29 protein-coding genes are annotated in these 23,026 nt (G+C 64.7%); 16 read left to right on the forward strand and 13 right to left on the reverse strand.

The window, feature by feature from the left end:
- Positions 1-3: 3 nt before the first annotated feature.
- Positions 4-1,158 (reverse strand): efflux RND transporter periplasmic adaptor subunit, encoded by a 1,155-nt coding sequence (locus tag ASD73_RS15875; RefSeq protein ID WP_056373852.1) that lies wholly within the window; start codon positions 1,156-1,158, stop codon positions 4-6.
- Positions 1,159-1,299: 141 nt separating this feature from the next.
- Between ASD73_RS15875 and ASD73_RS15880 the strand changes: the two genes are divergently transcribed.
- From ASD73_RS15880 to rplA, 7 genes are all read left to right on the forward strand, one after another.
- Positions 1,300-1,905, forward strand: coding sequence for a TetR/AcrR family transcriptional regulator (locus ASD73_RS15880; RefSeq protein ID WP_056373854.1), 606 nt, complete (start codon positions 1,300-1,302; stop codon positions 1,903-1,905).
- Between the two features lie 85 nt (positions 1,906-1,990).
- Complete coding sequence (locus ASD73_RS15885; RefSeq protein WP_162248167.1) at positions 1,991-3,307, forward strand: MFS transporter; 1,317 nt, start codon at positions 1,991-1,993, stop codon at positions 3,305-3,307.
- 185 nt (positions 3,308-3,492) lie between these two features.
- Entirely contained in the window at positions 3,493-3,690 is a 198-nt protein-coding gene (secE, locus tag ASD73_RS15890) for a preprotein translocase subunit SecE (protein ID WP_056373858.1), read from the forward strand.
- Between the two features lie 34 nt (positions 3,691-3,724).
- Positions 3,725-4,261, forward strand: coding sequence for a transcription termination/antitermination protein NusG (gene nusG, locus ASD73_RS15895; protein ID WP_037516051.1), 537 nt, complete (start codon positions 3,725-3,727; stop codon positions 4,259-4,261).
- 53 nt (positions 4,262-4,314) lie between these two features.
- Complete coding sequence (locus ASD73_RS15900) at positions 4,315-5,241, forward strand: acyl-CoA thioesterase (protein ID WP_235534518.1); 927 nt, start codon at positions 4,315-4,317, stop codon at positions 5,239-5,241.
- 155 nt (positions 5,242-5,396) lie between these two features.
- The gene (rplK, locus tag ASD73_RS15905; protein WP_056373860.1) at positions 5,397-5,828 is read left to right on the forward strand and encodes a 50S ribosomal protein L11; all 432 of its coding nucleotides are present in this window, start codon (positions 5,397-5,399) and stop codon (positions 5,826-5,828) included.
- Between the two features lie 4 nt (positions 5,829-5,832).
- Positions 5,833-6,531 (forward strand): 50S ribosomal protein L1, encoded by a 699-nt coding sequence (gene rplA, locus ASD73_RS15910; protein WP_056373862.1) that lies wholly within the window; start codon positions 5,833-5,835, stop codon positions 6,529-6,531.
- Between the two features lie 51 nt (positions 6,532-6,582).
- Here rplA and ASD73_RS15915 read toward each other — a convergent pair whose 3' ends face one another.
- From ASD73_RS15915 to ASD73_RS15930, 4 genes are read right to left on the reverse strand one after another with little or no spacing between them, the layout of a single operon-like run.
- Positions 6,583-6,999 (reverse strand): VOC family protein, encoded by a 417-nt coding sequence (locus ASD73_RS15915; RefSeq protein WP_056373866.1) that lies wholly within the window; start codon positions 6,997-6,999, stop codon positions 6,583-6,585.
- Positions 6,996-7,643, reverse strand: a complete 648-nt coding sequence (locus ASD73_RS15920; protein WP_056373868.1) for a heme exporter protein CcmB — start codon at positions 7,641-7,643, stop codon at positions 6,996-6,998. Before ASD73_RS15920 ends, ASD73_RS15915 begins: the two co-directional genes overlap by 4 nt.
- Positions 7,640-8,224, reverse strand: coding sequence for a heme ABC exporter ATP-binding protein CcmA (gene ccmA / locus ASD73_RS15925; RefSeq protein ID WP_056373871.1), 585 nt, complete (start codon positions 8,222-8,224; stop codon positions 7,640-7,642). The genes ASD73_RS15920 and ccmA overlap by 4 nt, the downstream gene beginning before the upstream one ends.
- On the reverse strand, positions 8,221-8,649 hold the full coding sequence (locus ASD73_RS15930) for a metallopeptidase family protein (RefSeq protein ID WP_056373873.1): 429 nt from the start codon (positions 8,647-8,649) through the stop codon (positions 8,221-8,223). Before ASD73_RS15930 ends, ccmA begins: the two co-directional genes overlap by 4 nt.
- Before the next feature lie 51 nt (positions 8,650-8,700).
- Here ASD73_RS15930 and ASD73_RS15935 point away from each other — a divergent pair, with 51 nt between their 5' ends.
- The gene (locus ASD73_RS15935) at positions 8,701-8,988 is read left to right on the forward strand and encodes a 4a-hydroxytetrahydrobiopterin dehydratase (protein WP_056373875.1); all 288 of its coding nucleotides are present in this window, start codon (positions 8,701-8,703) and stop codon (positions 8,986-8,988) included.
- Positions 8,989-9,078: 90 nt separating this feature from the next.
- Complete coding sequence (locus tag ASD73_RS15940; protein WP_056373877.1) at positions 9,079-10,479, forward strand: amino acid permease; 1,401 nt, start codon at positions 9,079-9,081, stop codon at positions 10,477-10,479.
- Between the two features lie 2 nt (positions 10,480-10,481).
- Here ASD73_RS15940 and ASD73_RS15945 read toward each other — a convergent pair whose 3' ends face one another.
- From ASD73_RS15945 to ASD73_RS15970, 6 genes are all read right to left on the reverse strand, one after another.
- Positions 10,482-10,745, reverse strand: coding sequence for a TFIIB-type zinc ribbon-containing protein (locus tag ASD73_RS15945; RefSeq protein WP_056375145.1), 264 nt, complete (start codon positions 10,743-10,745; stop codon positions 10,482-10,484).
- 189 nt (positions 10,746-10,934) lie between these two features.
- Entirely contained in the window at positions 10,935-11,144 is a 210-nt protein-coding gene (locus ASD73_RS15950; protein ID WP_056373879.1) for a helix-turn-helix domain-containing protein, read from the reverse strand.
- On the reverse strand, positions 11,144-11,668 hold the full coding sequence (locus ASD73_RS15955) for a DUF2975 domain-containing protein (RefSeq protein WP_056373881.1): 525 nt from the start codon (positions 11,666-11,668) through the stop codon (positions 11,144-11,146). Before ASD73_RS15955 ends, ASD73_RS15950 begins: the two co-directional genes overlap by 1 nt.
- A 221-nt stretch (positions 11,669-11,889) precedes the next feature.
- Positions 11,890-12,207 (reverse strand): DUF2218 domain-containing protein, encoded by a 318-nt coding sequence (locus ASD73_RS15960; RefSeq protein WP_056373883.1) that lies wholly within the window; start codon positions 12,205-12,207, stop codon positions 11,890-11,892.
- Entirely contained in the window at positions 12,207-12,812 is a 606-nt protein-coding gene (locus ASD73_RS15965) for a PadR family transcriptional regulator (protein WP_443027982.1), read from the reverse strand. The genes ASD73_RS15960 and ASD73_RS15965 overlap by 1 nt, the downstream gene beginning before the upstream one ends.
- Positions 12,813-12,912: 100 nt before the next feature.
- Positions 12,913-13,356: an acetyltransferase gene (locus tag ASD73_RS15970; RefSeq protein ID WP_056373885.1), complete on the reverse strand. Its 444-nt coding sequence runs from the start codon at positions 13,354-13,356 to the stop codon at positions 12,913-12,915.
- Between the two features lie 369 nt (positions 13,357-13,725).
- Here ASD73_RS15970 and rplJ point away from each other — a divergent pair, with 369 nt between their 5' ends.
- Complete coding sequence (gene rplJ, locus ASD73_RS15975; protein WP_056373887.1) at positions 13,726-14,241, forward strand: 50S ribosomal protein L10; 516 nt, start codon at positions 13,726-13,728, stop codon at positions 14,239-14,241.
- 59 nt (positions 14,242-14,300) lie between these two features.
- Entirely contained in the window at positions 14,301-14,672 is a 372-nt protein-coding gene (gene rplL / locus ASD73_RS15980) for a 50S ribosomal protein L7/L12 (RefSeq protein WP_056375149.1), read from the forward strand.
- Positions 14,673-14,815: 143 nt separating this feature from the next.
- On the opposite strand, the gene ASD73_RS15985 is transcribed toward rplL, so the two are convergent.
- On the reverse strand, positions 14,816-15,805 hold the full coding sequence (locus tag ASD73_RS15985; RefSeq protein ID WP_056373888.1) for a hypothetical protein: 990 nt from the start codon (positions 15,803-15,805) through the stop codon (positions 14,816-14,818).
- 319 nt (positions 15,806-16,124) lie between these two features.
- Here ASD73_RS15985 and ASD73_RS15990 point away from each other — a divergent pair, with 319 nt between their 5' ends.
- Together ASD73_RS15990 and ASD73_RS15995 are read left to right on the forward strand one after the other, a co-directional pair.
- Positions 16,125-17,153: a D-alanine--D-alanine ligase family protein gene (locus tag ASD73_RS15990; protein ID WP_056373891.1), complete on the forward strand. Its 1,029-nt coding sequence runs from the start codon at positions 16,125-16,127 to the stop codon at positions 17,151-17,153.
- Entirely contained in the window at positions 17,150-18,010 is an 861-nt protein-coding gene (locus ASD73_RS15995) for a nucleotidyltransferase family protein (RefSeq protein ID WP_082521637.1), read from the forward strand. The genes ASD73_RS15990 and ASD73_RS15995 overlap by 4 nt, the downstream gene beginning before the upstream one ends.
- Here the strand turns inward: ASD73_RS15995 and ASD73_RS16000 are convergent.
- The gene (locus ASD73_RS16000; protein ID WP_056373892.1) at positions 17,931-19,373 is read right to left on the reverse strand and encodes an 8'-apo-carotenoid 13,14-cleaving dioxygenase; all 1,443 of its coding nucleotides are present in this window, start codon (positions 19,371-19,373) and stop codon (positions 17,931-17,933) included. The genes ASD73_RS15995 and ASD73_RS16000 overlap by 80 nt on opposite strands.
- An 86-nt stretch (positions 19,374-19,459) precedes the next feature.
- On the opposite strand from ASD73_RS16000, the gene ASD73_RS16005 reads away from it, so the two are divergent.
- The 3 genes from ASD73_RS16005 (at position 19,460) to ASD73_RS16015 (ending at position 22,819) form a co-directional block, all read left to right on the forward strand.
- Positions 19,460-20,071 carry a TetR/AcrR family transcriptional regulator gene (locus ASD73_RS16005; protein ID WP_056375151.1) on the forward strand — a complete coding sequence of 204 codons (612 nt, stop codon included), beginning with the start codon at positions 19,460-19,462 and terminating at the stop codon, positions 20,069-20,071.
- Between the two features lie 73 nt (positions 20,072-20,144).
- Positions 20,145-21,929: a sensor domain-containing diguanylate cyclase gene (locus tag ASD73_RS16010; protein ID WP_056373894.1), complete on the forward strand. Its 1,785-nt coding sequence runs from the start codon at positions 20,145-20,147 to the stop codon at positions 21,927-21,929.
- Positions 21,930-22,150: 221 nt separating this feature from the next.
- Positions 22,151-22,819 (forward strand): DUF4197 domain-containing protein, encoded by a 669-nt coding sequence (locus tag ASD73_RS16015; RefSeq protein WP_056373896.1) that lies wholly within the window; start codon positions 22,151-22,153, stop codon positions 22,817-22,819.
- Positions 22,820-23,026: the final 207 nt, after the last annotated feature.

The following is a 23,026-nucleotide window of genomic DNA, read 5'->3' on the forward strand; positions in this document are numbered from 1 at the left end:
AGATCAACGCTTTGCCGCGGGGGTCGAGGCCGTTCCCTTGGGCTGCGCAACGCGCACCGGCTGCCCTGGCTGCACCTTCTGCAGCCCGTCGACGATCACCCGGTCGCCGGGTTTCAGCCCGTCGAGGATCGCCCACTGGCCCGCGACCATCGTGCCGAGCTTCACCGGGCGCGGTGTCGCGATATTCTTGGCGTCGAGCACCATCACGCTCGCGGTATCGGCCGCCAGCTTGACCGCGCGCTGCGGGATCAGCATGCCGTCGGCGCGGTTGCCCGCAAAGATGCGCGCGCGCACGAACTGGCCGGGCAGTAACGCCGAATTTGGGTTCGGGAACTCGGCGCGCAGCGCGGCCGTGCCCGTCGCCTCGTCGATCGACAGGTCGAGGAAGTCGAGGTGGCCGACGACCGGAAAGGCGGTGCCGTCCTCGAGGATCAGCTGGACTTCGACGCGCTCGAGTTGCGGCACGCTGACCTTGCCCGATCCCATCTCGCGGCGCGTCGCGAGCAGATCCGAACTCGACTGCCCGAAATTGACATAGACACGGTCGATCTGTTCGATCGTCGTCAGGAGCGTGCCCTGGCCGGCGCTGACGAGCGCGCCCTCGGTCACTTCGGCGCGCCGCGCGCGGCCCGAAATCGGGGCGGTGACCATCGAATAGCCAAGATTGAGGCGTGCCGATTCCAGATTGGCCTGCGCCTGCTGTACATCGGCCTCGGCAGTGCGCTGCGCGGCGACGGCGGCGTCATATTCCTGCTTGCCGATCGCCTGGTCGGCGAGCAGCGGTTGGTAGCGGCCCACGACCTGCCGCGCATTGGCGGCGGTCGCCTGCGCACGGGCGAGCTGCGCGCGCGCCGCGTTGGCTGTGGCGGTCAGCTGGCGCGGATCGATGCGGAACAGGGCCGCCCCGGCGCGCACGAAGCTGCCTTCGTTGAACAGGCGCCGTTCGACGATGCCGTCGACGCGCGCGCGCACTTCGGACGTGCGGTACGCCTGGACACGGCCGGGCAACTCGATGACGTTCGGCACCGCTTGGGTACGGATCGTCACGATATTGACTTCGGGCGGCGGCGGTGCCGGCGGCGCTTCGGAGGAGCAGGAGGCCAGCAAAAGCGCCAGCGCAGCGCCGGCGGCGCTTGCAAGAGGACGTACGCGACTCATATGGACCCCTGAAAAAATCGCAGTTGTGCGGGATTTGTTTATACGCGAAAGCTTGCGTTGAGGCGCCCTGTAATATAAATTACAAAAAAGCGCAAGGGAGGGGGATAAAAATTGAGCATCTCGGAATCGGCCTTATGTCAAATGGATAGGCTATCACCACGCGAACGGCGGCAGGGCGCGATCCTCGATGCCGCCGAGGCGCTGTTCCTCGAACAGGGGTACGAGCGCACGAGCCTCGCGGAAATCGTCAGGCGTTCGGGCGGCTCGCTTGCGACGCTCTATGAATTGTTCGGCAACAAGCAGGGGCTGCTTCGCGCGATCGCGACGCGCTGGTGCGACGAAGCGATGCTGCGGTCGCTCGACGACGACGCGACGCGGGGGCTGTCGACCGTCGAAATCCTGAAGAGCTATGCGCATCGCCAAAGCGAGCTGATGGAATCGCCGCACGCCGTTGCCCTGATGCGCATGTTGATATCCGAGAGCCTGCGCGACCACGAATTCGCGATGCAGATTTACCGCGACCTGCATGTGCCCGCGCTGGAGGAGCTGATCGAGCTGTTCGCGGAATGGGCGGCGACCGGCAAGGCCGACATCGATCGTCCGGAGGCGGCCGCGCGGCTGTTTTTCGATATCGTCGTCGGCGATTCCATGCTCAGTACGCTGATGGGGATCGAGGACGAATGGCTCGACCCGGAAGAAATCGACTGGCGGCTCCAGCCTTTCCTCTCCCATTTCAATATCCGCTAGCGCGGCTCTGCCGGCTGCCGCGACCTGTTGACATGATTGTCAATAACTGAAAGCTTGGCATCTCCTGTTTCGGGAGCATCGCGCCTTGGCCAGTACTGCCTTGCCTTCGGCCGTCCACGCCGACGAAACCCCGGCATTGCGGCCGCGGACGGTCGTCGCCTATGCTGCGACGGCAGGACCGACGGTGATCCTCGGTCTGCCGTTCAGCGTTTACCTGCCGCCCTATATCGCCGAGGGCGGCATCATTTCGGTGGCGCTGGTCGGGCTGCTCTTCTCGCTCACGACGATATGGGACGGCGTCGTCGATCCGCTGATCGGTACGATGGTCGACCGCGTGCGCACCGGGCTCGGCGCGCACCGGCGCTGGATGATGCTCGCGATCATACCCCTGGCGCTGCTGCTGCTCGCCCTGGTGACCGTCGGCGACCGGCTGCCCTTCGCGGCGCTCTTCGTGATGATGATCTTCTTTTATTCGAGCTACAGCCTCTATGAGGTTGCGCAGCTATCGTGGGGGTCTGCACTCGTGCGCTCGCCGGCCGACAGCGCGCTTCTCTATGGGATGCGCGACTGGTTCGCGAAGATCGCGCTGATCCTCGCTTTTGCCGCCCCCGCGGCGGCGCAGCTCCTGATTCCGGGGATCAGCCTGCAGGGGCGGATCATGGCCTATGCCAGCCTTTTCCTGCTGATGGTCCCGATCGCACTCTTCGCAATCCGCCGCGTCCCGCCGCGCGCGGTCGTGGCCGAACCCGGCATCGGCTGGCGGCACGAGATCCGCGCCTCGCTGTCTTTCCCGCCGCTGATGCTGCTGCTGGGCGTGCAGTTCCTCAACAGCTTCGCCTTCGGATCGCTGACCTCGCTCTTCGTCTTCTTCGCCGCCGCGGTGCTCGATCTCGACGCGCAGAGCGCGGTGCTGCTCTTCGCCAGCTTCATTGGCGGGGCTTTCGCGTCGCCCGTCTGGACCTTCCTCGCACGCCGTTTCGGCAAGCCGCCGATGATGATCGCAATGGGACTCCTGATTTCCAGCCTGCTCGTTGCGACCTTGTTCCGGCAGCCGCAGGGTCTGGGGCAGGCGGTGGGTTTCTCGCTGATGCTCGGGACGGGGTTCGTGGGATTGCTCTTCACTTATTCGATGCTCGCCGACCTGATCCCGCAGGACGCCCGCCGCTGCGGCCGCAATCGGTCGGCCTTTCTCTTCGCGCTATTGAACCTGATGCAGAAGTTCGGCGTCGCCGCCGCGATCGCGGTCAGCTATCTTCTGCTCGACCTTGTCGGTTTCGACCCGCGGAACGGCGGGGCGGCCGCCCGCGAACTGCACCTGCTGTTCGCACTCCAGCCGACGGTCAGCTGGATTGTCATGGCCGGGCTGCTGCTCTGGATGCAGCGCGCGCTTGCCCGCCTTTGACTTGCAATCGCCGCATCGCGCAAGTAAAGGCCGCTTTCATTCGGACAGATGCGCCGTTTTCCTTCCGCCTTTCGCCGATTTGCTCGGGGAGGGTGGGCGGACTATTGCCCCAAGCGCGCTTGACGCGTGGGGGGCGGCAACCCATCTGGCCCGGATCATTGACGCAAAAAGACAGGACGATCGACATGGCGAAGACCAGCCCGGCTGAGTTCATCAATCAGGTACGCGCCGAAGCCCGCAAGATCGTGTGGCCCACCAGCCGCGAAACGGTACAGACGACGATCATGGTGATCATCATGACGACGATCCTTTCGCTGTTCTTTTTCGGCGTCGACACGGTTTTCAACGCGATCGTCAGCTGGCTGACGTCGCTCGCGCGCTAACGCCCGCGGTTACAGGGACAGGATACGGATACACATGGCGCGCTGGTACATCATTCACGCCTATTCGGGTTTCGAGAACAAGGTTCGCGATTCGGTGCTTTCGGAAGCCGAACGCATGGGCCTGACCGATTTCGTCGAAGCGGTCGAAGTGCCGGTCGAAACCGTCACCGAGGTGAAGCGCGGCAAGAAGGTTCAGGCCGAACGCAAGTTCTTCCCGGGCTACGTCCTCGCCAAGCTGACGATGACCGACGATGTCTATCACCTCGTCAAGAACACGCCGAAGGTCACCGGCTTCCTCGGCTCGATGGGCAAGCCGCAGGCGATCAGCGAAGCCGAAGCCGCGCGCATCCTGAACAGCAAGGAAGAGGCCGCGGCCCGTCCGAAGCAGGAAATCCGCGTCGACTACGAAATCGGCGATCAGGTCAAGGTGCTCGACGGTCCCTTCGCCAGCTTCAACGGGCTGGTCGAGGAACTCGATTTCGAAAAGGCGCGCGTCAAGGTGTCGGTCTCGATCTTCGGTCGCGCCACCCCGGTCGAACTCGACTTCGAACAGGTCGAACGCTTCAAATAACATCGCGGCGCGCCTTTGACGGCGCGCGCGAAATCCGCTGAATGGAACGCGCCATGAGCCTCACTCCCGAAGAGATGCAGGCTCGCGCCGACCATGCGCGCGAAATCTACGCCAGCGTCGATCGCGAACGGCTCGTCCGGCATATCGTCCACCTCTTCGATCTCGAAGCGGCGGACGAGCCCGACGAATTCACTTACCCCGCCTTCACCAAGCCGCGCCGCCAGCGCATTTTCGGCGGACAGGTGATCGCGCAGGCGATGGTCGCCGCGGCGCGCACCGTCGATCCGGGCAAATCCGTCCATTCGCTCCACGCCTATTTCCTGCGCGGCGGCGATGAAGCGAAACCGCTCCATTTCCGCGTCCACCGCGACTTCGACGGGCGCAGCTTTGCCAACCGCCGCGTCGTCGTGCGCCAGGACGGCAAGGTGATCTTCAACCTCACCGCATCGTTCCAGGCGCCTGAGAAGGGGCTTTCGCACCAGATCCCGATGACGGGCATATTGCCGCCCGAGGAATGCTGGGACTTCGCCGATTTTATCGCGGTCGATCCCAAGATCAGCGACCGGCGCATCGAGCATATGGCGCGCATGCACCCGTTCGAGGTCCGCGCCTTCCGCCCGCCGCCGTCCGAAAAGGCGACGATGCAATATGAATGGTTCCGCATTTCGTCGCCCGTCGGCGACGATCCGCTGATCCACCGCGCGCTGCTCGCCTATGCCTCCGACATGGGGCTGCTTTCGACGACGTTGATGCCGCACGCGATGACGTGGGACACGCCCGGCCTGTTTTCGACCAGCCTCGACCATGCGATGTGGTTCCATGACGAGATTCGCGTCGACGAATGGTTCGTCTATGTCATGGACAGCGACTGGAGCGGCGGCGGGCGCGGGATCAACCGCGGGCGCATCTATCGCCGCGACGGCACACTGATCGCCTCGGCGGTGCAGGAAGGACTGATCCGCTACGATCCCTCGGCATAAGGCTTGTTTTCTGCGGCGTTTGCGCTTATGCGCGCCGCTTCGCGTCAGATAAGGGCGTGATTCCGCGCGGGAGGAAGGGGTGATGCCCTTCTGTTCGACCGCTAATTTTGAGGTTTGCCCTTAGTGGCGGACCGACAGAAAGACAGGAGGCCATCATGGCTAAGAAGATTAGCGGCTACATCAAGCTGCAGGTGCCCGCCGGCACCGCCAACCCGTCGCCGCCGCTTGGGCCGGCGCTCGGTCAGCGCGGCGTCAACATCATGGAATTCTGCAAGGCGTTCAACGCCGCAACCGATTCCCTGGAAAAAGGCACCCCGACCCCGACGATCATCACCGTCTTTGCCGACAAGAGCTTTTCGTTCGTGACGAAGACGCCGCCGGCAACCTATCTGATCAAGAAGGCCGCGAACCTGAAGGCGGGTTCGAAGGAGCCGGGCAAGATCAGCGGTGGCAAGATCGCGCGCTCGAAGCTCGCCGAAATTGCTGAGATCAAGATGAAGGATCTCAACGCGAACGACATCGAACAAGCGACGAAGATCATCGAGGGCAGCGCGCGCTCGATGGGCCTCGAAGTGACGGAGGGCTGAACCGATGGCAAAGCTGACCAAGAAGCAGAAAGCCCTCGAGGGCAAGGTTGATGCGCTGAAGCTGCACACCGTCGACGAAGCGCTGAAGACCGTTCGCGAGCTGGCCTCGGCCAAGTTCGACGAAACGCTCGAAATCGCGATGAATCTGGGTGTCGATCCGCGCCACGCCGACCAGATGGTCCGCGGCGTCGTGACGCTGCCCGCCGGAACCGGCAAGGACGTCAAGGTTGCCGTGTTCGCGCGCGGCGACAATGCCGACAAGGCGCTGGCCGCCGGCGCCGACAAGGTCGGTGCCGAAGACCTGATGGAAGACATGCTCGCGGGTAACCTCGACTATGGCCGCGTCATCGCGACGCCGGACATGATGGGCATCGTCGGCCGCCTCGGCAAGACGCTGGGTCCGAAGGGCCTGATGCCGAACCCGAAGCTGGGTACCGTGACCCCGAACGTCGCCGAAGCCGTGAAGGCCGCCAAGGGCGGTCAGATCGAATTCCGCGTCGAAAAGGTCGGCATCATCCACGCCGGTCTGGGCAAGCTGTCGTTCGGCGAGGAAAAGCTCCGCCAGAACTTCGACGCTTTCGTCGACGCGATCGTCAAGGCCAAGCCGGCCGGCGCGAAGGGCAAGTACGTCCGCAAGATCGCGCTGTCGTCGTCGATGGGCCCCGGCGTGAAGGTCGATACGGCCGACGTGACCGGCGCCTGATCGAAGCGCACATGATTTAGGGAAGGGCCGGAGGAAACTCCGGCCCTTTTCTTATGGGCGGGTCGCCGGGGCGAACTGGATCAGATCCCACTTGTTGCCATAGAGGTCGAGGAACACCGCGACGGTACCATAGTCGGCCTCCAGCGGCTCGCGCTCGATCCGCACGCCCTTGTCGAGCAAGCGCTGATAGTCGCGCCAGAAATCATCGGTCTGCAGGAACAGGAAGACGCGCCCGCCCGCCTGATCGCCGATGAACTTCGCCTGTTCTTCATTGGCGGCGCGCGCCAGAAGGATCGTTGCTCCACCCGGCGGATTGCCAGGCGGCGCGACAAGCACCCAGCGTTTTTCCTGCGCCGGTTGGTAGTCGTCGGCGATGAGCGTGAAGCCCAAGGTCCCGACGTAAAAGTCGATCGCCTCATCATAATCGCGCACCACCAGCGCAATATGCGCAAGCGATTGCCGCGTCACTCGCGCAGCCCTCGGAGCGCGGCACCCGCCGCGAACGGCCCGATCACGGTCAGCAACAAGCTTGTCGCCGCCAGCAGCTTGATCGCCCCGCGCCCCGACGGGTCGAGCATGCCTGCGCCGAAGATCAGCATCGGCACCGCAAGCGGCAGAACGAGCAGCCCGCCGATCGCGCTGCCGCCCTTGTGATTCGCGGTCAACGCGGCGCTTAATACCGCCAGCGAGGCAAGCGCCGGAATGGCGATGGCAATCCCGGTCGCGAGCAGTTCGACCCGCGGCGCGTCCTGCGCCAGCAGCGCCGACGCGGGCAAGAGGGCGATCATCAGCGGCAGCCCGAAACCGATCGCATGCGCCGTGATCTTCACCGCGGCGACCACTTCGTCTGCGAAGCCGCGCACCGCCAGCTGATCGAGCACACCCGCATCCTTGTCGGGGCGCACCAACCGGTCGATCGGCAGCAGCGCCGCGAGCAGCGCCGCAACCCACACCATCCCGCCGCCAGCGCGGCGCAGCAACGGCGCATCGGGGCCAACGGCAAAGGGGAAGGCGGTCGCGACGAGCAGGAAGAACAGCACCGGCAACCACAGCGCTCCGCTGCCCCATGCGCGGCGCAGGTCGCGCCAGAAGAGGGCGATGAGCGCGGTCATGCGAGCGCGCCCATGTCGAGCTCGGCCAGATCGGGGATGCCGAGCGCAAAGTGCGACGCGAGCAGCACCGCGCCGCCGTTGCTCCGATGCTTTGCGATGGCAGCGACCAGCCGTGTCTGCGCCGCATCGTCCATGCCGTTCGCTGGCTCGTCGAGCAGCCAGATCGGCGCACCGCTCGCGATTACACGCACCATCGCGGCGCGCTTGCGCTGCCCGGTCGAGAGCATCGATACCGGAACCTCGGCGAGCGGCGCCAGCGCCATCTCGTCCATCGCGCGGTCGACCGCATGCCCGTCGACAGTGTCGACCCGCGCCCAGAAATCGAGTGCGCGGCGCAGCGGCAGTTCGGCATCGAGCGCCGATGCTTCGTCGATCAGTGCGATCCGCTGGCGGCGCTCGACGGTCCCCGCGGCGGCGCGCAGCAACCCCGCGGCCAGCCGGATCAGGCTCGACTTGCCCGCGCCATTGGGACCGCGCAGCCACAGCGCGTCGCCGCGGCTCAGCACCAATGACAAATTCTCGAACAGCAGCCGGTCGCCGCGGATGCACGCGACGGCGTCGAGCCGCAGCAATTCGGTCACGCCATATCCTCGAGCGCGTGCATATCGTCGTCCGAAAAGCCGAAATGATGGCCGATCTCGTGGATCAGCACATGCCGCACCAGCGTGTCGAGCCGCTCGCCGGTCTCGATCCATTCGACGAGGATCGGGATGCGATAGAGCGTGACGCGGTCGGGCATGCCGCCGCTTTCGCCGATGCTCCGCTCGGTCAGCGGGCGGCCTTCGTAGAGGCCAGTGAGTTCATGAGGATGCTCGATGTCAAGCGAGGCGAGCGTCTCGTCGTCGGCGAATTCCTCGATCGAGACGACCACCCCCTCGATATGCGGGGCAAACATCGCGGGCATCGTCGCCAGCGCCGCTTCGGCCATCGTAAACAACGCATCGGCGTCGGGCGCGCCGCCGGTCCATCCAACAGGCAAATCGGGAAGGGCAGGCTTGTCGCTCATCGTACCCTTCCTTATGGCGAGCGCGACACATTGACCAGCGGGAGAAAGAAGATGGTGCAGAAACTCGACGATGCAGCGCGCAGCGCGCTCCTCGCCCGCTTTCCCGAATGGACGCACGAGCCCGGGCGCGACGCGATCACGCGGCAATTCAAATTCGCCGATTTCGCGCAGGCGTTCGGTTTCATGACGAGCGTCGCGATCATCGCCGAGAAGATGGACCATCACCCTGAATGGTCGAACGTCTATAGTCGCGTCGATATTTTGCTCACGACGCACGACGCCGACGGGCTGTCGGAGCGCGACGCGAAACTCGCCGAGGCGATCGAGGCGCTGCTGTAGTTCTGCGCCATGGACGAGGGTTGCGCTGTTACCCAGCGACCTTACAAGCAGCGCAAAGCACACCATAACACTCCAAGGGGAGCCTACCGCATGACCGACAGCCTGTTCCGCCGTAAACCGATCGTTCCGGAACGGCGGGAGGGCGAGCAGGCACTGGCGCGGACGCTGGGCTGGCCGCACCTGATCGCGCTCGGCGTCGGGGCGATCGTCGGCACCGGCATCCTGACCCTCATCGGCGTCGGCGCCGACAAGGCGGGCCCCGCGGTGATCCTGTCTTTCGGTATCGCGGGGCTGATCTGCGCCTGCGCGGCGCTCGCCTACGCCGAAATGGCGACGATGATCCCGGCTTCGGGCAGCGCTTACACCTACTCCTACGTCGTGATCGGCGAATTGCTCGCCTGGATTGTCGGGTGGAGCCTGATCCTCGAATATTCGCTTGTCGTAAGCGCGGTCGCGGTCGGCTGGTCGGGCTATGCCGCGCCCTTGCTACAGGCGTGGGCGGGCTTCCCGATGACGCTGATGCAGGGGCCTGAACTCGGCGGTATCGTCAACCTGCCGGCGATCGCAATCATCGCGGTGGTCGCGGGGTTGCTCCTCGTCGGCACACGCGAAAGCGCAACGCTCAACGCGATCCTCGTGCTGGTGAAGATCGTCGCGCTGATCGTGTTCGTCGCGGTTGCACTGCCTGCCTTCAACGCCGCCAATCTCGAACCCTTCAGCCCCTATGGTTTTGCCAAACATATGGGCCCCGATGGCGTCGAACGCGGCGTGATGGCCGCGGCGGCGATCATCTTTTTCGCCTTCTACGGCTTCGATGCGATCGCGACCGCCGCCGAGGAAACGCGCAATCCCGACCGCGATCTCAAGATCGGGATCGTCGGGTCGATGTTCGCCTGCGTGATCATCTACATCGCCGTCGCGGTCGCCGCGGTGGGCGCGATCACTTACACGCGTTTCGCGAACAGCCCCGAACCGCTGGCCTTGATCCTGCGCGAACTTGGCAGCCCGCTCGCGGCGCAATATCTCGCCGTGTCGGCGATCATCGCGCTACCCACGGTAATTCTCGCCTTTTTCTACGGGCAGAGCCGCATCTTCTTCACGATGGCGCGCGATGGGTTGCTGCCCGCGAGCCTCGCCAAGCTGTCGTCGCGCGGCACTCCGGTGCGCATTACGATCTTCACCGCGCTCGTCGTCGCGGTGCTCGCGGGCTTCATCCCGCTCGGCGAACTCGCCGCGCTCGCCAATGCCGGTACGCTTGCCGCGTTCACGGCGGTCTCGATCTGCATGCTCATCATGCGCCGCCGCGCCCCCGACGCGCCGCGCACTTTCCGCACGCCGCTGCCGTGGGTGGTCGGCGGCATCGCGGTGCTCGGCTGTATCTATCTCTTCTTCAGCCTGCCGGCGCAGACCCAGCTCTGGTTCCTCGTGTGGAATGTCGGCGGGCTGGTCGTCTATTTCCTTTACGCCCGCCGACACGCCGTCGTCGGTTAATCCTAGTCGAAGAGCTCGCTCAGGAAGCTCTTCTTGTAATTCTTCTTATACGGCTTGCCATAATGGCGGTCGTCATAGCCGCGCTCGCGATATTCGGGCTGCTGCTGTGGCGGCGGGGGAGGGGCGGATGCGCGCGGCGCGGGCGCGGGCGCGGGGGTGCTGGCGGCTTCGCTGCGCTCGATGATCTTGTCGAGTTCGCCGCGATCGAGCCAGACGCCGCGGCATTGAGGGCAATAGTCGATCTCGATTCCCTGCCGTTCCGACATGGTCAGGTTCACGCGGCAGGTCGGGCAAAGCAGCCCCTGGGCATCGGACACGAAGTTTCCTTTCAAAGCAAAGGCAGCCGGAGGGGCCGCCACCTCTCTAACGTGTCATGCCTCTCGTGCGTTCCGCAACAGAAAAGGCCCCGCTCCAACCGGGGAGGTGGAGCGGGGCCGAGTTTTGCCGTGCTCTGTTCAGCTGTCGGCTTCAAAGGCCAGCAGGTCGCCGGGCTGGCATTCCAGTTCGGTGCAGATCGCCTCGAGCGTCGAGAAGCGCATCGCCTTCGCCTTGCCGGTCTTGAGGATCGACAGGTTGGCGAGCGTGATGCCGATGCGGTCGGACAGGTCGGTCAGCGTCATCCGCTTGGCGTGGAGCAGGTCGTCCAGTTTCACGACGATCGCCATCACACAGTCCCTTCCAGTTCGTCGCGCATCGCTGTGCCCTGTTCGAAGACCGCGGCGAGGACGAAGGCGAGGAGGATCGCGAGCAGGCTACCGAGCGAAATGCCCCCCATGTCGGCCAAGTCGCTGCCCGCTTTCGCGATGTTGCCGGCAGTCCACTGAAGCGGGATCGCGAGCAACTGCGCGGCGACCAGCGCCCATCCGACACGGCGCAATCGCGCCGCGTTCGCCGGGGTGAAGGGGTCGCGCGCCGCGCTTGCCACGAGCGCCTGAAGCTGGCGGACCATATAGGCTCCGGCACCGAGGATCGCGAAGAGCAGCAGCATCAGTACGCCGACAGGGAAGCGCAGCGCGGTGACGTCGATGAATTCGGGGCTGCCGCGGAAGCCCTCCATGACCTCGGGCCAGGCGACGATCAGCGCGATTGCGACGCCGACGACGAGCAGCGCGGACGCCACGATCAATCCGAGGATCAGCCAGAGCAGCCCGCGCGTCGCGCCGAGAAGAGTGTTGTTGGGAACAGGCATATCGTTCTCCGATGGTTTGCTTATCGAAGAACGATATATTAGGATTTCCTTATCGTCAATCGATAATATCGAAAAACGATATGTACGGGACCGGTGCGTGGAAGCGGCATTTCCCTCATCGCCACCCCGGACTTGATCCGGGGTCCATGACGGCATGCGCCGTGCTTCCGGCCGAGTGCACTATGGATCCCCGAAGTTCGGGATGGACGAAGGGAAGGGGGTCAAACCGTCTGCCAGTCGAACGCCAGCGGCGCCTCGCGAAAGGCAAAGCGGTCGAGGTGGCGCGCCACCACCCCCTTCATCGCCTCCACATGCTCGTCGCTGCTGGCGTCGATGCGGGCCGACAGTGCGTCGGCTCCGGCATCGAACGTCACCAGCGCATCGCCGGTCCATGTCGCGCCGCGCGCGTCCTTGGGGAAGGTCACGGTGCCGCGGTCGGGGGTGAAGTCGACCGCGAGATTATGTTGCCAGTGCTTGCACAGCTGTTGCAGATATTTGCTCGCGTGGCTCGTGGGCACGCTGGCGATCGCGCTGCGCATCACAGCCGCTCGATCTTTTGCGCCGCCTCGTCGATCAGCGCGACGATGTCGTGCAGCGCGGCATTGCTCAAGTCGCGGTCGCCGAGCCGGTTCATCAGCACCTGGCGCAGATTGCCCATAGCGCGGCGTACCGACGCCGAGTCCGTGCGCTGCGTTTCTTCGCCGACCGCGGTCAGGCGGGCGAGGGCGGCTTCGACGATCTCGCTATTGGCGTCAAGTTCGGCGCGTCCCGCATCGGTGATCGCGAACAGCTTTTTCGCGCCGTCGCTCTCTTGCGCTTCGATCAGGCCCATGTCGTCGAGCATCGTCAGCGTCGGATAGATGACGCCGGGGCTCGGCGCATAGCTGCCGCCGGTGAGTTCCTCGATGTGGCGGATCAGGTCGTAGCCGTGGCGCGGTTCGTCGGCGATCAGCTTCAGGAGCACGAGCCGCAGCTCGCCGCCGTCGAACATGCGCCGACGCTCGCCGCGCTCGCCCCGGCCGCCGCCACGACGGCCACCGCCGCCGAAGCCATGCCCGAAGCCATGGCCAAAGCCGCGTCCGCCGCGATGCATTGCATGCCGCCCGCCGCAACCGCGGCCATCCATTTTCGCATAGAATATCATTTTTCATTCCTTAGAGTGATTCTAGATGCGTCTAAGATATATCTTAAGATAGAATGTGCAAGGGTCTATAGGAAAAATTCTCGACGGAAATGCGGGGCGGTCAGCTTTGCGGCGCCAAGCGCAAGTGAATCAGCGGATAGGGGCGGCCTTGGCCATCGCGCTCCGATCGGCCGGTCGGCACGAAACCCAGGCGCTCATAGAAACCGACGGCCTGCTTGTTCTGCTCGTTCACTTCGGTCGTGAGTATCGGATAGCTTTCCAGCGCATGCGCGACCAGCGCGCGCCCGGCGCCGGCTGCGCGATATACGGGGTCGATGAACAACGCCTCCATGCTCGACCCATCGAGCAGCATGAAACCGATCGGTCGGTTATCGGCATCGACCGCCAGCCAGAGCGGCGCCGCGGGCAGGAAGGATTGGACTTCGGCCTCGATTGCGGCGCGATCTTCGGCCGTCAGGAAGTCGTGCGTCGCATCGACGGCGTCGCGCCATATCTCGACGGCGCGTTCACCTTCGGCGGGTGTCGATTGTCGGATCCGTATCATGCCCGGGGTTTTAGTCGATCGCGACAAGGCTCGCCAAGCCGGAACGCGACCGAAATCCCGCGATCGGCCTTGACTCTGCGCCCATCAACGCTATTAGCGCCCCCGTGTTGCCACGGGTCCGCCTGCGGCAATTCCGTCCGAGACAGTTGGTGAAGGGGATTTGCCCTTCTTAATTTCCAGCCGAGACGGGGAACAGTCTTTTTCGGTCGCCCGCCTGTATTCAGGCGACGCGTCTTGACCGACCCCATCGGACATCGTTGCGCAAATGCAGGCGAGCCTTGGCTCGCGTCTGTCTTTGCGTGTGTTAGCCGCCCGGCGGTGCGTGCGTTTCGGCGTATGCGCATCCGGGCAGATGAGTGGAGTATAGGCATGGATCGTACGGAAAAGGCCGAAGCCGTATCCTCGCTGAACGCTACGCTGGCATCAGCTGCCTCGGTTGTGGTCGTCCGCAACCTCGGCATGACCGTCGCTCAGTCGACGGTGCTGCGCCAGCAAATGCGCGACGCAGGGGCCGACTTTCGCGTCACGAAGAACCGTCTTGCCAAAATCGCGCTCGATGGCACGTCCTACACCGGTATCGGCGAACTGCTGACCGGTCCCACGGCCCTCGCAACCTCGACCGATCCGGTCTCGGCTGCGAAGATCGCCGTGGAATTTGCCAAGACCAACGACAAACTTGAAATCGTTGGTGGCGGCATGGGCGACGTGGTCCTCGACGTGAATGGCGTCAAAGCGCTTGCTTCGCTTCCCTCGCTCGACGAGCTCCGCGCCAAGATCATCGGTCTGGTGCAGGCTCCGGCCACCAAGGTTGCGCAGATTGCCGCAGCTCCGGCGGGCCAGTTGGCGCGGGTTTTTGGCGCATATGCCGCCAAAGAAGCAGCGTGATTTCGAACTAACCCTTTAAACTTACTACCGGGACATCCCGGTTCTGATGGAGAATGAACATGGCTGATCTTGCAAAGATCGTTGAAGAACTGTCGGCTCTGACCGTCCTCGAAGCGGCTGACCTGTCGAAGCTGCTCGAAGAAAAGTGGGGCGTTTCGGCTGCTGCTGCTGTTGCTGCCGCTCCGGCTGCTGCCGCTGCTGGCCCGGCTGCTGAAGAGCAGACCGAATTCGACGTCATCCTGACGGGTGACGGCGGCAACAAGATCAACGTGATTAAGGAAGTCCGTGCGATCACCGGTCTGGGCCTGGGCGAAGCCAAGGCGCTCGTCGAAGGCGCGCCGAAGGCCGTCAAGGAAGGCGTCAACAAGGCAGAAGCTGAAGAGCTGAAGGCCAAGCTGCTCGCCGCCGGCGCGACCGTCGAACTGAAGTAATTCGGTTCGGTGAATCCGGCTGGTTCGTCCGGCCGGTTTCCAGCAAAAATGAGAAAGGGCGGTGCCGCGAGGCACCGCCCTTTTTCTATGCGGTGAGGGGACCACCGCGGATTACCGGGCGCTTAGCTCTTGGAACCGGGCGCTTAGCTCTTGGAATAGCCCGGACGGAAGCTGGTCGAGGTGCGGACACGCGCGGGTTCGGGGCGGCGTACCTCCTGTTCCTGCATTGCCGGGGCCGGGCGCTGGGCGATTTCCCATGCACTCACCGGCTTGCGGGCCATGTCCTTCTGCGCGCCAAGCGTCTCGTCATACGCGGTGCGTTCCTGCTGGTCGAGGAAACGAGCCCGCTTCAAACGCTTGCTCAGCGTTGCAAAGGGATTATCGTCGGTGGGGCCAGCCATCGCCATCGCCTCGTGACGACCGATGCTGCCGCTCGGCGCGGCGACGAAGGCCGGAACCGTGCGCGGAGCCACTTCTTCGGGCGGGGCATAGGCAGGCGTGATCCACGGCTGTGTTTCACGGGCTACCGGTTCGGGTGCGGCGGCGAGCGCCGGCTCATATTCATAAGCCGTGGTTTCCGCATCGACCACACGGCGGCGGCGGGCGAAGGCCAATCCGGCGCCGCCGATGATCAGCAGCGCGGCTGCGCCACCCGCGATCTCCCACGGGAACGCATCGCCGGTCGTGCTCGCCGTTTCGGCGGGCAGCGGCGTGGGCTCGGCGATCGGTTCGGCTGGCGCTGCCATCGGGGCGGCGATCGGCGTGGCTTCCTCGATCAAGGGAGCCTCGGCGGCGGGTGCCGCGGCGGGGGTGGCAGCCGCTGCGAAGGGCGCCGCGGGACGTGCACGCGGCGCCGCGCGTTCGGCGCGCGCCGGAGCGGGCGCTGTGGCGCGTTCTGCTGCCTTGGGTGCGGGAGCAGTCTTTTCGGCGGGGATGTCCAGCGGGACACGGATAACCGGGGCGGGCTGTGCGGTCTGCGGGGTTGCGACCGGTGCAGTGGTGCTCGGTTCGGGCACCGTGGGCGGGGTCTGCGGGGTCGGCGCCGCGACGGGCGGGGTCATCGTAACGGTCGGGGCTTCCTGCGCAAAAGCGCCGGGGGTGGAAAGAACCAGGAACGCGGCAATCGCGCTCATGGCGGGGCGGGAGAGGGCGATATTTCTTGTCATAGTGAAGGACGAACGAGCCACCCGCCGAAAATGCTGCTCCGGCAGTCCGGTTTCCGCGATGAGCCGTGGCTGCCGAACGGCGCGGCGAGGATTCAGCGGCGGCTGGTCGTGCCGTCACACCATTTTTGCGATCGGGCGGACCGATGCGATCGATCGCCCGAGCCGCTTCCGGGAGCACGCATTTCCGGTGATATGCGCTCCAATATGACAGGGATTTTGCGTTTCGGTGTCGGGCGGGTCACCAATTCGTCATTCCGGCGAAACCTGGGCGTGATCAAAGCCGCGCATGAAAACCACCGACCTTGCCCCGACCCGGCTGCCGAGCCAGCTGCGCGAAACGCAGCGGCTGCTGTTCATCGCCAAGCATGCGCGCTGGACCGGCGGGCTGCATGCCGATGACGGCAATCACGCGCTCTACCACCGCGAAATGCGCGAGACGCTGGAAGCGATCGGCATCGAACTGCTGATCGCCGACAGCTATGCGGCGCTGTTTGACCGGCCCGCTGCCGACTTTGTCTTCCCGCTGCTCAATCGCGGCGGCTTCTTCAATTCCGAAATGCTGCTGCCTCTTCTCTGCAACCAGCATGGTCTGCCGTACCTTGGCGCCTCGCCGATCGTGCGCGGCCTGTCCGACGACAAGCATCTGACCAAGCTCGAGGCCGCGGCGCGCGGCGTGCCCACCGCGCCCTGGGCGCTGTTCCGCCGCGGGGCGCCGGTCGACGTGTCGCGCTGCCCGCCGGCGCGGCGCTGGGTGATCAAGCCGAACAACAGCTCGGCCTCGTGGGGCGTGCGCGACGCGCACGACCGGGTGCAACTTGCGCAGGCGGTCGCCGAAATCCACGCGCTCGACCATGATGCACTCGTCGAGCCCTTCATCGACGGCAGCGATATCGAAGTGCCCGTGATCACGCTCGATGGCGAGCCCGCGATGCTGCCTATGATGATTTTCGAGCAGGATGATCCGGCGCAGCTGCGCACTTATCAGGAAAAGCGCGATCTGGTCGGCAACGTCGGTTACAGTATCAAGCGGTTCGACGGTCCTGCGGTCAGTGAGCAGATCATCGACTACACGAACCGCATGGCGGACATATTCCGCCCGTTCGACTACGGCCGGTTCGAGTTTCGCGTCGATCACACGACCGGCGACGTCCGGCTGCTCGAGGTCAATCTCAACTGCAATCTGTGGTCCGAAAAGCTGTTCTCGCGCTCGGCCGTCGCGGCGGGTTTCACCCACGCCGCGCTGATCGAAACGATCGTCGCCGAAAGCATGCTTCGCCAGATCGCGCCGGCCGCGGCGCGGCGGAGCGCCGCATGAGCGGTTCGATCCTGATCCTTGCCGGTCGCCGCCCCGGGGCGGTCGATGCGCTTGCCGAGGCGTTTGGCGTCGGCGACAAATGCCTTGTGCCGGTCGCCGGACGACCGATGATCGCGCATGTTCTGGAAAGCGCAGCCGATAGCAGCGCCCGGCAGGTGTTCGTTTCGACGCATCAGGCCGCTTTGCTCGCCAATCTGAACGATCCGGTCGTCGATCTGCTCGGCGACCGGCTGATCGTCGTTGCCGCAGCCGATAATCTGGCGGATTCGGTCCTTGCGGTCGCGGGCATGGCCAGCTTCCCGCTGCTCGTCACGACCGCGGACAATTGCCTGCTGACCTCCGCGACGATCGCCGAGATCGAAGCCGAAGCGGTACGGCTCGGCGCCGACGCCGGGGTCGCGCTGGCGCGGCGCGATGATGTGCTGGCGGTTCATCCCGGAGGCCAGCGGCGTTTCTATGAATTTTCGGACGTCGCGGTGTCGAACTGCAACGCCTATTGGCTCGGGCATCCAAACGCGCTCCGCGCGGCCGAGGCGTTTCGCGGCGGCGGCCAGTTCGTCAAGAAACCGTTTCGCGTCATGCAGGCGTTCGGCCTCATCAACCTGCTGCGTTTCCGCTTCGGGCTTGGTCCGATCCACCACATCTTCCAGCGCATTTCGCGTCATCTCGACGTCGAAATCGCCCCGCTGCTGGTGCGCAACGGGGCGACGGCGATCGATGTCGACAATGACAGGTCGCTGCGGGTGACCGAGGCGCTGATGAAGCGCCCCGATATCGTCAATCCGCGACCCAGTTCCCGTGAAAGCCGGGAGGAACCCGGTGCGGCAGATGCACGACAGCTTGCGGTGACCCGGTAAAGTCGTCGGCGTTGAGGATGACGAGCGCGGTCGTCTCGTCGTTCATGTTCACGACCAGCCCGATCAGCCAGCCGTCATCCTCGGCGCCGCTTTCGCTGCGCGGAATAAAGACGAACTCGCCGGGATGGCGGCCGGGACCGAAGTCGTGGATGGCGGTCGTGCCCTTGCCCAGGTCGTGCTTGAACAGGCGCGTGTCGGCGAGCGCCCATTCGGCCGAGGCGCCGTCGGGGATCGCGATCGTATAGGCATAACGATAGGGTTTCGTGGTCAACCGTTCATCATAGCGCGGGAATTCCTGCGCATGATCGTGGATGACGGTGCGGGTCGTCGTCCCGGCCACCGGATCGATCGTCCAGCGTTCCATCCGCGACTTTTCGCTGTCGGGGCCACGTTTCGAACTCGCGAACATCGTCTCGTGCGCGACGACGTCGACGATGACCTTGCCGTCCGCGGTTTCATAGGCGTTGGCGGGGTGGAAGACATAGCAGGGCTCGACCGGCACCCAGAGGATGCTGTCGCCGCTGCCTTTCCTGGGGAGGAGGCCGACGCGCGCCGGATGCGCGTCGTTCCACGCATAAGGGAAGCGATAGCCGCCGAGCAGCATCTTCATCGAGAAAGTGACGGGCAGGTCGAAGACGAGCACATAATTCTCGGTGATCGCGCAGTCATGGATCGACGGGCCGTCGCTGACCGCGATCGCTTCCTCGCGAATGACATGCGCGTCCCTGTCGAGGACGACGTGCCAGACCTTGTTCGGCTCGTCGCCGCGATAGGTGATTGCGTGCATCTCGTCGGTCACCGGATCGCGATGCGGATGCGCGGTGTAGGAGCCGGCGAGCGTGCCGTCGAACGGGTTGTGCGCGATCGTGTTCAGTTCATAACCGAGTTCGACGGGCTTGCCGCCGGCTTCGACGATGGCGAAGGTGCGGCCGGCGAGGCCGACGACATTAGTGTTCGGCGCGTCATTGCCATCGGCGCGCGGCCCCGGGGGCAGTTCCTCGCCGAGCACTTCGCAGGCTTCCGAGCCGCGGACCCAGCGATTGCGATACCAGTCAGCCTTGCCGCCTTCGATACGGATGCCGTGGACCATGCCGGCGCCGCTGAACCAGTGATAGCTGGCGGGATCGGGCGCCGCAGCGGGGTTCGGCCCGTTGCGCAGGTAACGGCCGGTGAGCGCGGCGGGAATCTCGCCCTCGACGCGCAATTGCTCCAGCGTGACCTCCTCGGCCATCGGCTTGTGGATGCCCGTCAGGAAGGGGTGCGCGTCGGTGGGGCGGGGGAGGCGCTTGCGGTTGAAGTCGGCGACCTTGCCGATGCCTTTCACGACCGCACCGCGGATCAGGGTTTCGACGTTGCTTGCCATGATATTGCTCCTTACGGATATTGGAGAAAGTGCCGCGTGGCGGGGGGCTTGTGCGGGCGACTCGATATGTTTACAGTGACAACATGATGGCGAACAAAGATAACAGTGTCAACATAAAAAGCGGCGCCGCAAAGGCGGCGGGCGCTTATCATCATGGCGATCTGCGCGCGGCGGTGATCGCTGCGGGGCTGAGGCGGCTGGAACAGGGCGACGGCGCCGAGCTCGGGCTGCGCGCGCTGGCGCGCGACGTCGGGGTGAGTGCGACCGCGCTGTACCGGCATTTCCCCGACAAAGAGGCGCTGCTCGACGCGCTCGCCGACGAAGGGCTGCGGCGCCTCGGCGCGCTGCAGGCGCAGGCGTGGCTGAAGGCGGGCGGCGCGGTCGCGGGCTTCAAGGCGACAGGCATCGCCTATGTCCGCTTCGCGCATGACGAGCCCGCCCTGTTCCGGCTGAGCTTCACGCGGCAGATGTCGGAACGCAGTCCCGACGGCGCCAGCGATGGCGGCGAGGTCGCATATAATCTGCTCCGCGCCGGGGTCGGCGAGGCACTTCCCGGCGTTGAAGACCCCGATACTGCGGCGCTTCACGCCTGGGCACTGGTGCATGGCCTCGCGATGCTGATCCTCGACCGGCGCATCGAATGGGACGAGGTGAAGGTCGCCGAAGTTGTCGGGCTGACCTTTGGGGGGGTCGGCTGACGCCCGCACGAAAGGGACGCGAGTGGGTATTATTATTAGCGGTTTCTTTTCCCCTTTTCGGTAAACTGATCGCATGACCCAATCGCTGTCCCCCAGAGTCGAAGCGGTCTTTTGGTTCCTGCTGACCGCAACGGGATATTTCCTGCTGGCGAGCGTGTCGCTGCACGCCACCAAGGGCGCCGACAATATCGCCGCAGTGTGGCCGGCCAGCGGATATTTCCTCGCGCTCCTGATCCTGATGCCCGCATCCGCGCGTATCGTGGCGTTCGCCGGGATGGTGGCGGCCAGCCTGACGGCTAACATTCACGGCGGCGCGCCGCTCTGGTCGTGCCTTGCCTTCACTTTTTCGAACGGCTGCGAAGCGGCGTTCGCGCTGTGGATTCTGCGTCGCCGCGAACCCGACGAACTTTCGTTCATGGTGCCGCGTTCGGTTGTCAGCTTTTGCATCGCGGCCTTCACGGCCAGCACGGTCAGTGCAGTCCTGGCGTGCGGGCTCGCAGGAAAGGGGCTGGATTTCCTCCTTTCGTGGCTGACGACGGTCTTGCTCGGCATGCTGATCGTGACCCCGCCGATCGTGATGCTTGCGCGGATGGTCGGCACGAACGCCCTGACCAACGCGTCGATGCGGATGAAAGCTGAAGCAACCGCGATCCTGACCGTCACCGGGCTGGTCACCATATTATCCTTTTCGCAATCGCAGTTTCCCGTGACCTTCCTGCCGTGCATCGCGGTTGTCGCGGCGGCGTATCGCCTCGGCCCCTTTGGTGCGGCGACCGGGATGCTGATCGTGACGATCATCGCCTCGCTGCTGACGGGGCAGGGTTATGGACCGATCGCGGCGATCGAGGGTTCGCAAAAGATACGGGTACTGTTCCTGCAATTCTATCTGCTGGTGCTGCTGTTCACCACCTTGCCGCTCGCGGCGTTGCTGATCGGGCGCCAGCGGCTGGCGAAGCGGCTGGAGCAAAGCAACCGCTGGCTGCTGCAGGCCGAAGCGGCGGCGCTGGTCGGCCATTGGCGCGTCGACCTGCTCGGCTGGACGATCACATGGTCCGACCAGAGCTATCGCATCCATGGACTGGAACCCGGGATGCCGGTCGACGTCGATTATAGCGTCAAACAATATGTGGCCGAGGACCGGCTGGCGGTGCGAAGGATTTTGGCCGAAGCGGTTCGCACGGGCCAGCCTTTCGAATTTCAGGGACGGATATTGCGCGCCGACGGCGAGATCCGGCATGTCAAATCGCACGGCTCGATCGAGCCCGGGCGTGGCGGCAAGGCCGCCGCCATTTTCGGCACTGTCCAGGACGTGACCGAGACGGTCGAGAACGCCCGGATCCTCGAGGCGGCGCGCAGCGCGGCGGAACGCGTCGCCAACACCGACATGCTCACCGGCCTGCCGAACCGCCGCCATACGCTGGCGTCGCTCGAAAAGGCGCTTGCCGGCGCGCGCGACCATGGCGCGCCGCTCGCGGTCGCGATTTTCGACATCGACCATTTCAAGCGGATCAACGACACGCACGGCCATGCGGTGGGCGATGAGGTGATCCGCCGGGTCGCGCAGCGCGCCAAGGCGGCGCTGCGCGACGAGGATATGCTCGGCCGCATCGGCGGCGAGGAGTTCGTCTGCATCCTCCAGCGATCGAGCGCGCAAGCCGCCGAAATCGTCGCCGAACGCGTCCGCAAGGCGGTCGAGGCCGGCACCGCCGCCGAAGACGACCTCCCGAATGCGACGATCAGTGTCGGCCTGGCGGTCTATGACGGTGAAGCCGATGTCGAGGAACTGCTGCACCGTGCCGACAAGGCGCTCTATGTCGCCAAGCGCGAAGGGCGGAACCGGCTGCGCAGCGCGGCGTGACGTGATCGAGTGTCGGCCAACGACCGATTGCGGACCTCTTCTCATCGTCATCCCGGACTTGATCCGGGATCTACGACGACGGCGCGGCTATGGATCCCGGATCAAGTCCGGGATGACGAAGTTGGAATAGCAAATGTCCGCCCCAAAGCCGTGGTTGCGCTTTGGCGGCAACGATTTTGCTGATAGGATCCGTATCGGTCACGGGCTGGGAAGGTAGCGTCATGGAATCGGATGAAACAATGGTCGCCCGGCGGATGCTGCTGGCTGGGGCTGCCGGGATGTTCGTTTGGATCCACGCCCCGCTGGCGATAGCGAAGCTGCCGAAGACCGGCGTGAAGGGGCTGATCGCGGGCGCGTCCGACGGAGCGCTCGACAAGCTTGCGGAACCGGGCGCCTTTTATCGCGATACCGCGGTACGCATCCTGTTGCCGGGTGCGGGCGGCAAGCTCGCGTCGAAACTCTTCGGCATGGGCGACAAGCTGGGGCTCACAACCAGTCTGACCAAAAGCCTGAACGATGCCGGCGGCAAGGCCGCGGGTGAGGCGAAGCCGGTGTTTCGCGCCGCGATCGACAATCTGCGCTGGACCGACGCGCCGGGGCTGGTGACGCAGAACGACGGAGCGACGCGCTATCTGCAGACGAGCGCGGGCAGCGTGCTGTTCACTAAGGTGTCGCCGCTGATCGGATCGGCGCTGGAGAATGTCGGCGCCTATCGCCAGCTCGACCAGTTGTCGAAGGGCAATCAGTTGATGGCCTCGGCCGGGCTGACGCGCGACGGGCTGACGCGGTCGGTGACCGAGCAGGCGCTGAAAGGCATTTTTCATTATATGGCGGGCGAAGAGGCAGCGCTGCGGCGGAACCCGGCGAACCTCCTGAAAGGTATTTTCTAGGATTTCGATCGAGCGCTCCCGTTGACACCGCACCCCCACAATCCTATATCGCGTCCTCACCCCATCGTCCGAGATAGAGCCTGACTTTGCGCAGCGGGCTGTACGGATAGGTCGCTGGGGATTTCGACAGGCGTTAGAAAGCTGCGGTAAACCGGCAACGGTTGCCTGCGGCTTTTTTCGCGTCGAAGCGCTCGCGATTTTGATTTT

The sequence above is a fragment of the Sphingopyxis sp. Root154 genome, assembly GCF_001427105.1.
Classification (GTDB): domain Bacteria; phylum Pseudomonadota; class Alphaproteobacteria; order Sphingomonadales; family Sphingomonadaceae; genus Sphingopyxis.

Excerpts from the sequence above, each read along its gene's own strand:
- ASD73_RS15875 (WP_056373852.1), bottom strand. The coding sequence starts at position 1,158 with ATGAGTCGCGTACGTCCTCTTGCAAGCGCCGCCGGCGCTGCGCTGGCG.
- ASD73_RS15880 (WP_056373854.1), top strand. The coding sequence starts at position 1,300 with ATGGATAGGCTATCACCACGCGAACGGCGGCAGGGCGCGATCCTCGAT.
- secE (WP_056373858.1), top strand. The coding sequence starts at position 3,493 with ATGGCGAAGACCAGCCCGGCTGAGTTCATCAATCAGGTACGCGCCGAA.
- nusG (WP_037516051.1), top strand. The coding sequence starts at position 3,725 with ATGGCGCGCTGGTACATCATTCACGCCTATTCGGGTTTCGAGAACAAG.
- ASD73_RS15900 (WP_235534518.1), top strand. The coding sequence starts at position 4,315 with ATGAGCCTCACTCCCGAAGAGATGCAGGCTCGCGCCGACCATGCGCGC.
- rplK (WP_056373860.1), top strand. The coding sequence starts at position 5,397 with ATGGCTAAGAAGATTAGCGGCTACATCAAGCTGCAGGTGCCCGCCGGC.
- rplA (WP_056373862.1), top strand. The coding sequence starts at position 5,833 with ATGGCAAAGCTGACCAAGAAGCAGAAAGCCCTCGAGGGCAAGGTTGAT.
- ASD73_RS15920 (WP_056373868.1), bottom strand. The coding sequence starts at position 7,643 with ATGACCGCGCTCATCGCCCTCTTCTGGCGCGACCTGCGCCGCGCATGG.
- ASD73_RS15930 (WP_056373873.1), bottom strand. The coding sequence starts at position 8,649 with ATGAGCGACAAGCCTGCCCTTCCCGATTTGCCTGTTGGATGGACCGGC.
- ASD73_RS15935 (WP_056373875.1), top strand. The coding sequence starts at position 8,701 with ATGGTGCAGAAACTCGACGATGCAGCGCGCAGCGCGCTCCTCGCCCGC.
- ASD73_RS15940 (WP_056373877.1), top strand. The coding sequence starts at position 9,079 with ATGACCGACAGCCTGTTCCGCCGTAAACCGATCGTTCCGGAACGGCGG.
- ASD73_RS15945 (WP_056375145.1), bottom strand. The coding sequence starts at position 10,745 with ATGTCGGAACGGCAGGGAATCGAGATCGACTATTGCCCTCAATGCCGC.
- ASD73_RS15950 (WP_056373879.1), bottom strand. The coding sequence starts at position 11,144 with ATGGCGATCGTCGTGAAACTGGACGACCTGCTCCACGCCAAGCGGATG.
- ASD73_RS15955 (WP_056373881.1), bottom strand. The coding sequence starts at position 11,668 with ATGCCTGTTCCCAACAACACTCTTCTCGGCGCGACGCGCGGGCTGCTC.
- ASD73_RS15960 (WP_056373883.1), bottom strand. The coding sequence starts at position 12,207 with ATGCGCAGCGCGATCGCCAGCGTGCCCACGAGCCACGCGAGCAAATAT.
- ASD73_RS15965 (WP_443027982.1), bottom strand. The coding sequence starts at position 12,812 with ATGATATTCTATGCGAAAATGGATGGCCGCGGTTGCGGCGGGCGGCAT.
- ASD73_RS15970 (WP_056373885.1), bottom strand. The coding sequence starts at position 13,356 with ATGATACGGATCCGACAATCGACACCCGCCGAAGGTGAACGCGCCGTC.
- rplJ (WP_056373887.1), top strand. The coding sequence starts at position 13,726 with ATGGATCGTACGGAAAAGGCCGAAGCCGTATCCTCGCTGAACGCTACG.
- rplL (WP_056375149.1), top strand. The coding sequence starts at position 14,301 with ATGGCTGATCTTGCAAAGATCGTTGAAGAACTGTCGGCTCTGACCGTC.
- ASD73_RS15985 (WP_056373888.1), bottom strand. The coding sequence starts at position 15,805 with ATGAGCGCGATTGCCGCGTTCCTGGTTCTTTCCACCCCCGGCGCTTTT.
- ASD73_RS15990 (WP_056373891.1), top strand. The coding sequence starts at position 16,125 with ATGAAAACCACCGACCTTGCCCCGACCCGGCTGCCGAGCCAGCTGCGC.
- ASD73_RS15995 (WP_082521637.1), top strand. The coding sequence starts at position 17,150 with ATGAGCGGTTCGATCCTGATCCTTGCCGGTCGCCGCCCCGGGGCGGTC.
- ASD73_RS16000 (WP_056373892.1), bottom strand. The coding sequence starts at position 19,373 with ATGGCAAGCAACGTCGAAACCCTGATCCGCGGTGCGGTCGTGAAAGGC.
- ASD73_RS16005 (WP_056375151.1), top strand. The coding sequence starts at position 19,460 with ATGGCGAACAAAGATAACAGTGTCAACATAAAAAGCGGCGCCGCAAAG.
- ASD73_RS16010 (WP_056373894.1), top strand. The coding sequence starts at position 20,145 with ATGACCCAATCGCTGTCCCCCAGAGTCGAAGCGGTCTTTTGGTTCCTG.
- ASD73_RS16015 (WP_056373896.1), top strand. The coding sequence starts at position 22,151 with ATGGAATCGGATGAAACAATGGTCGCCCGGCGGATGCTGCTGGCTGGG.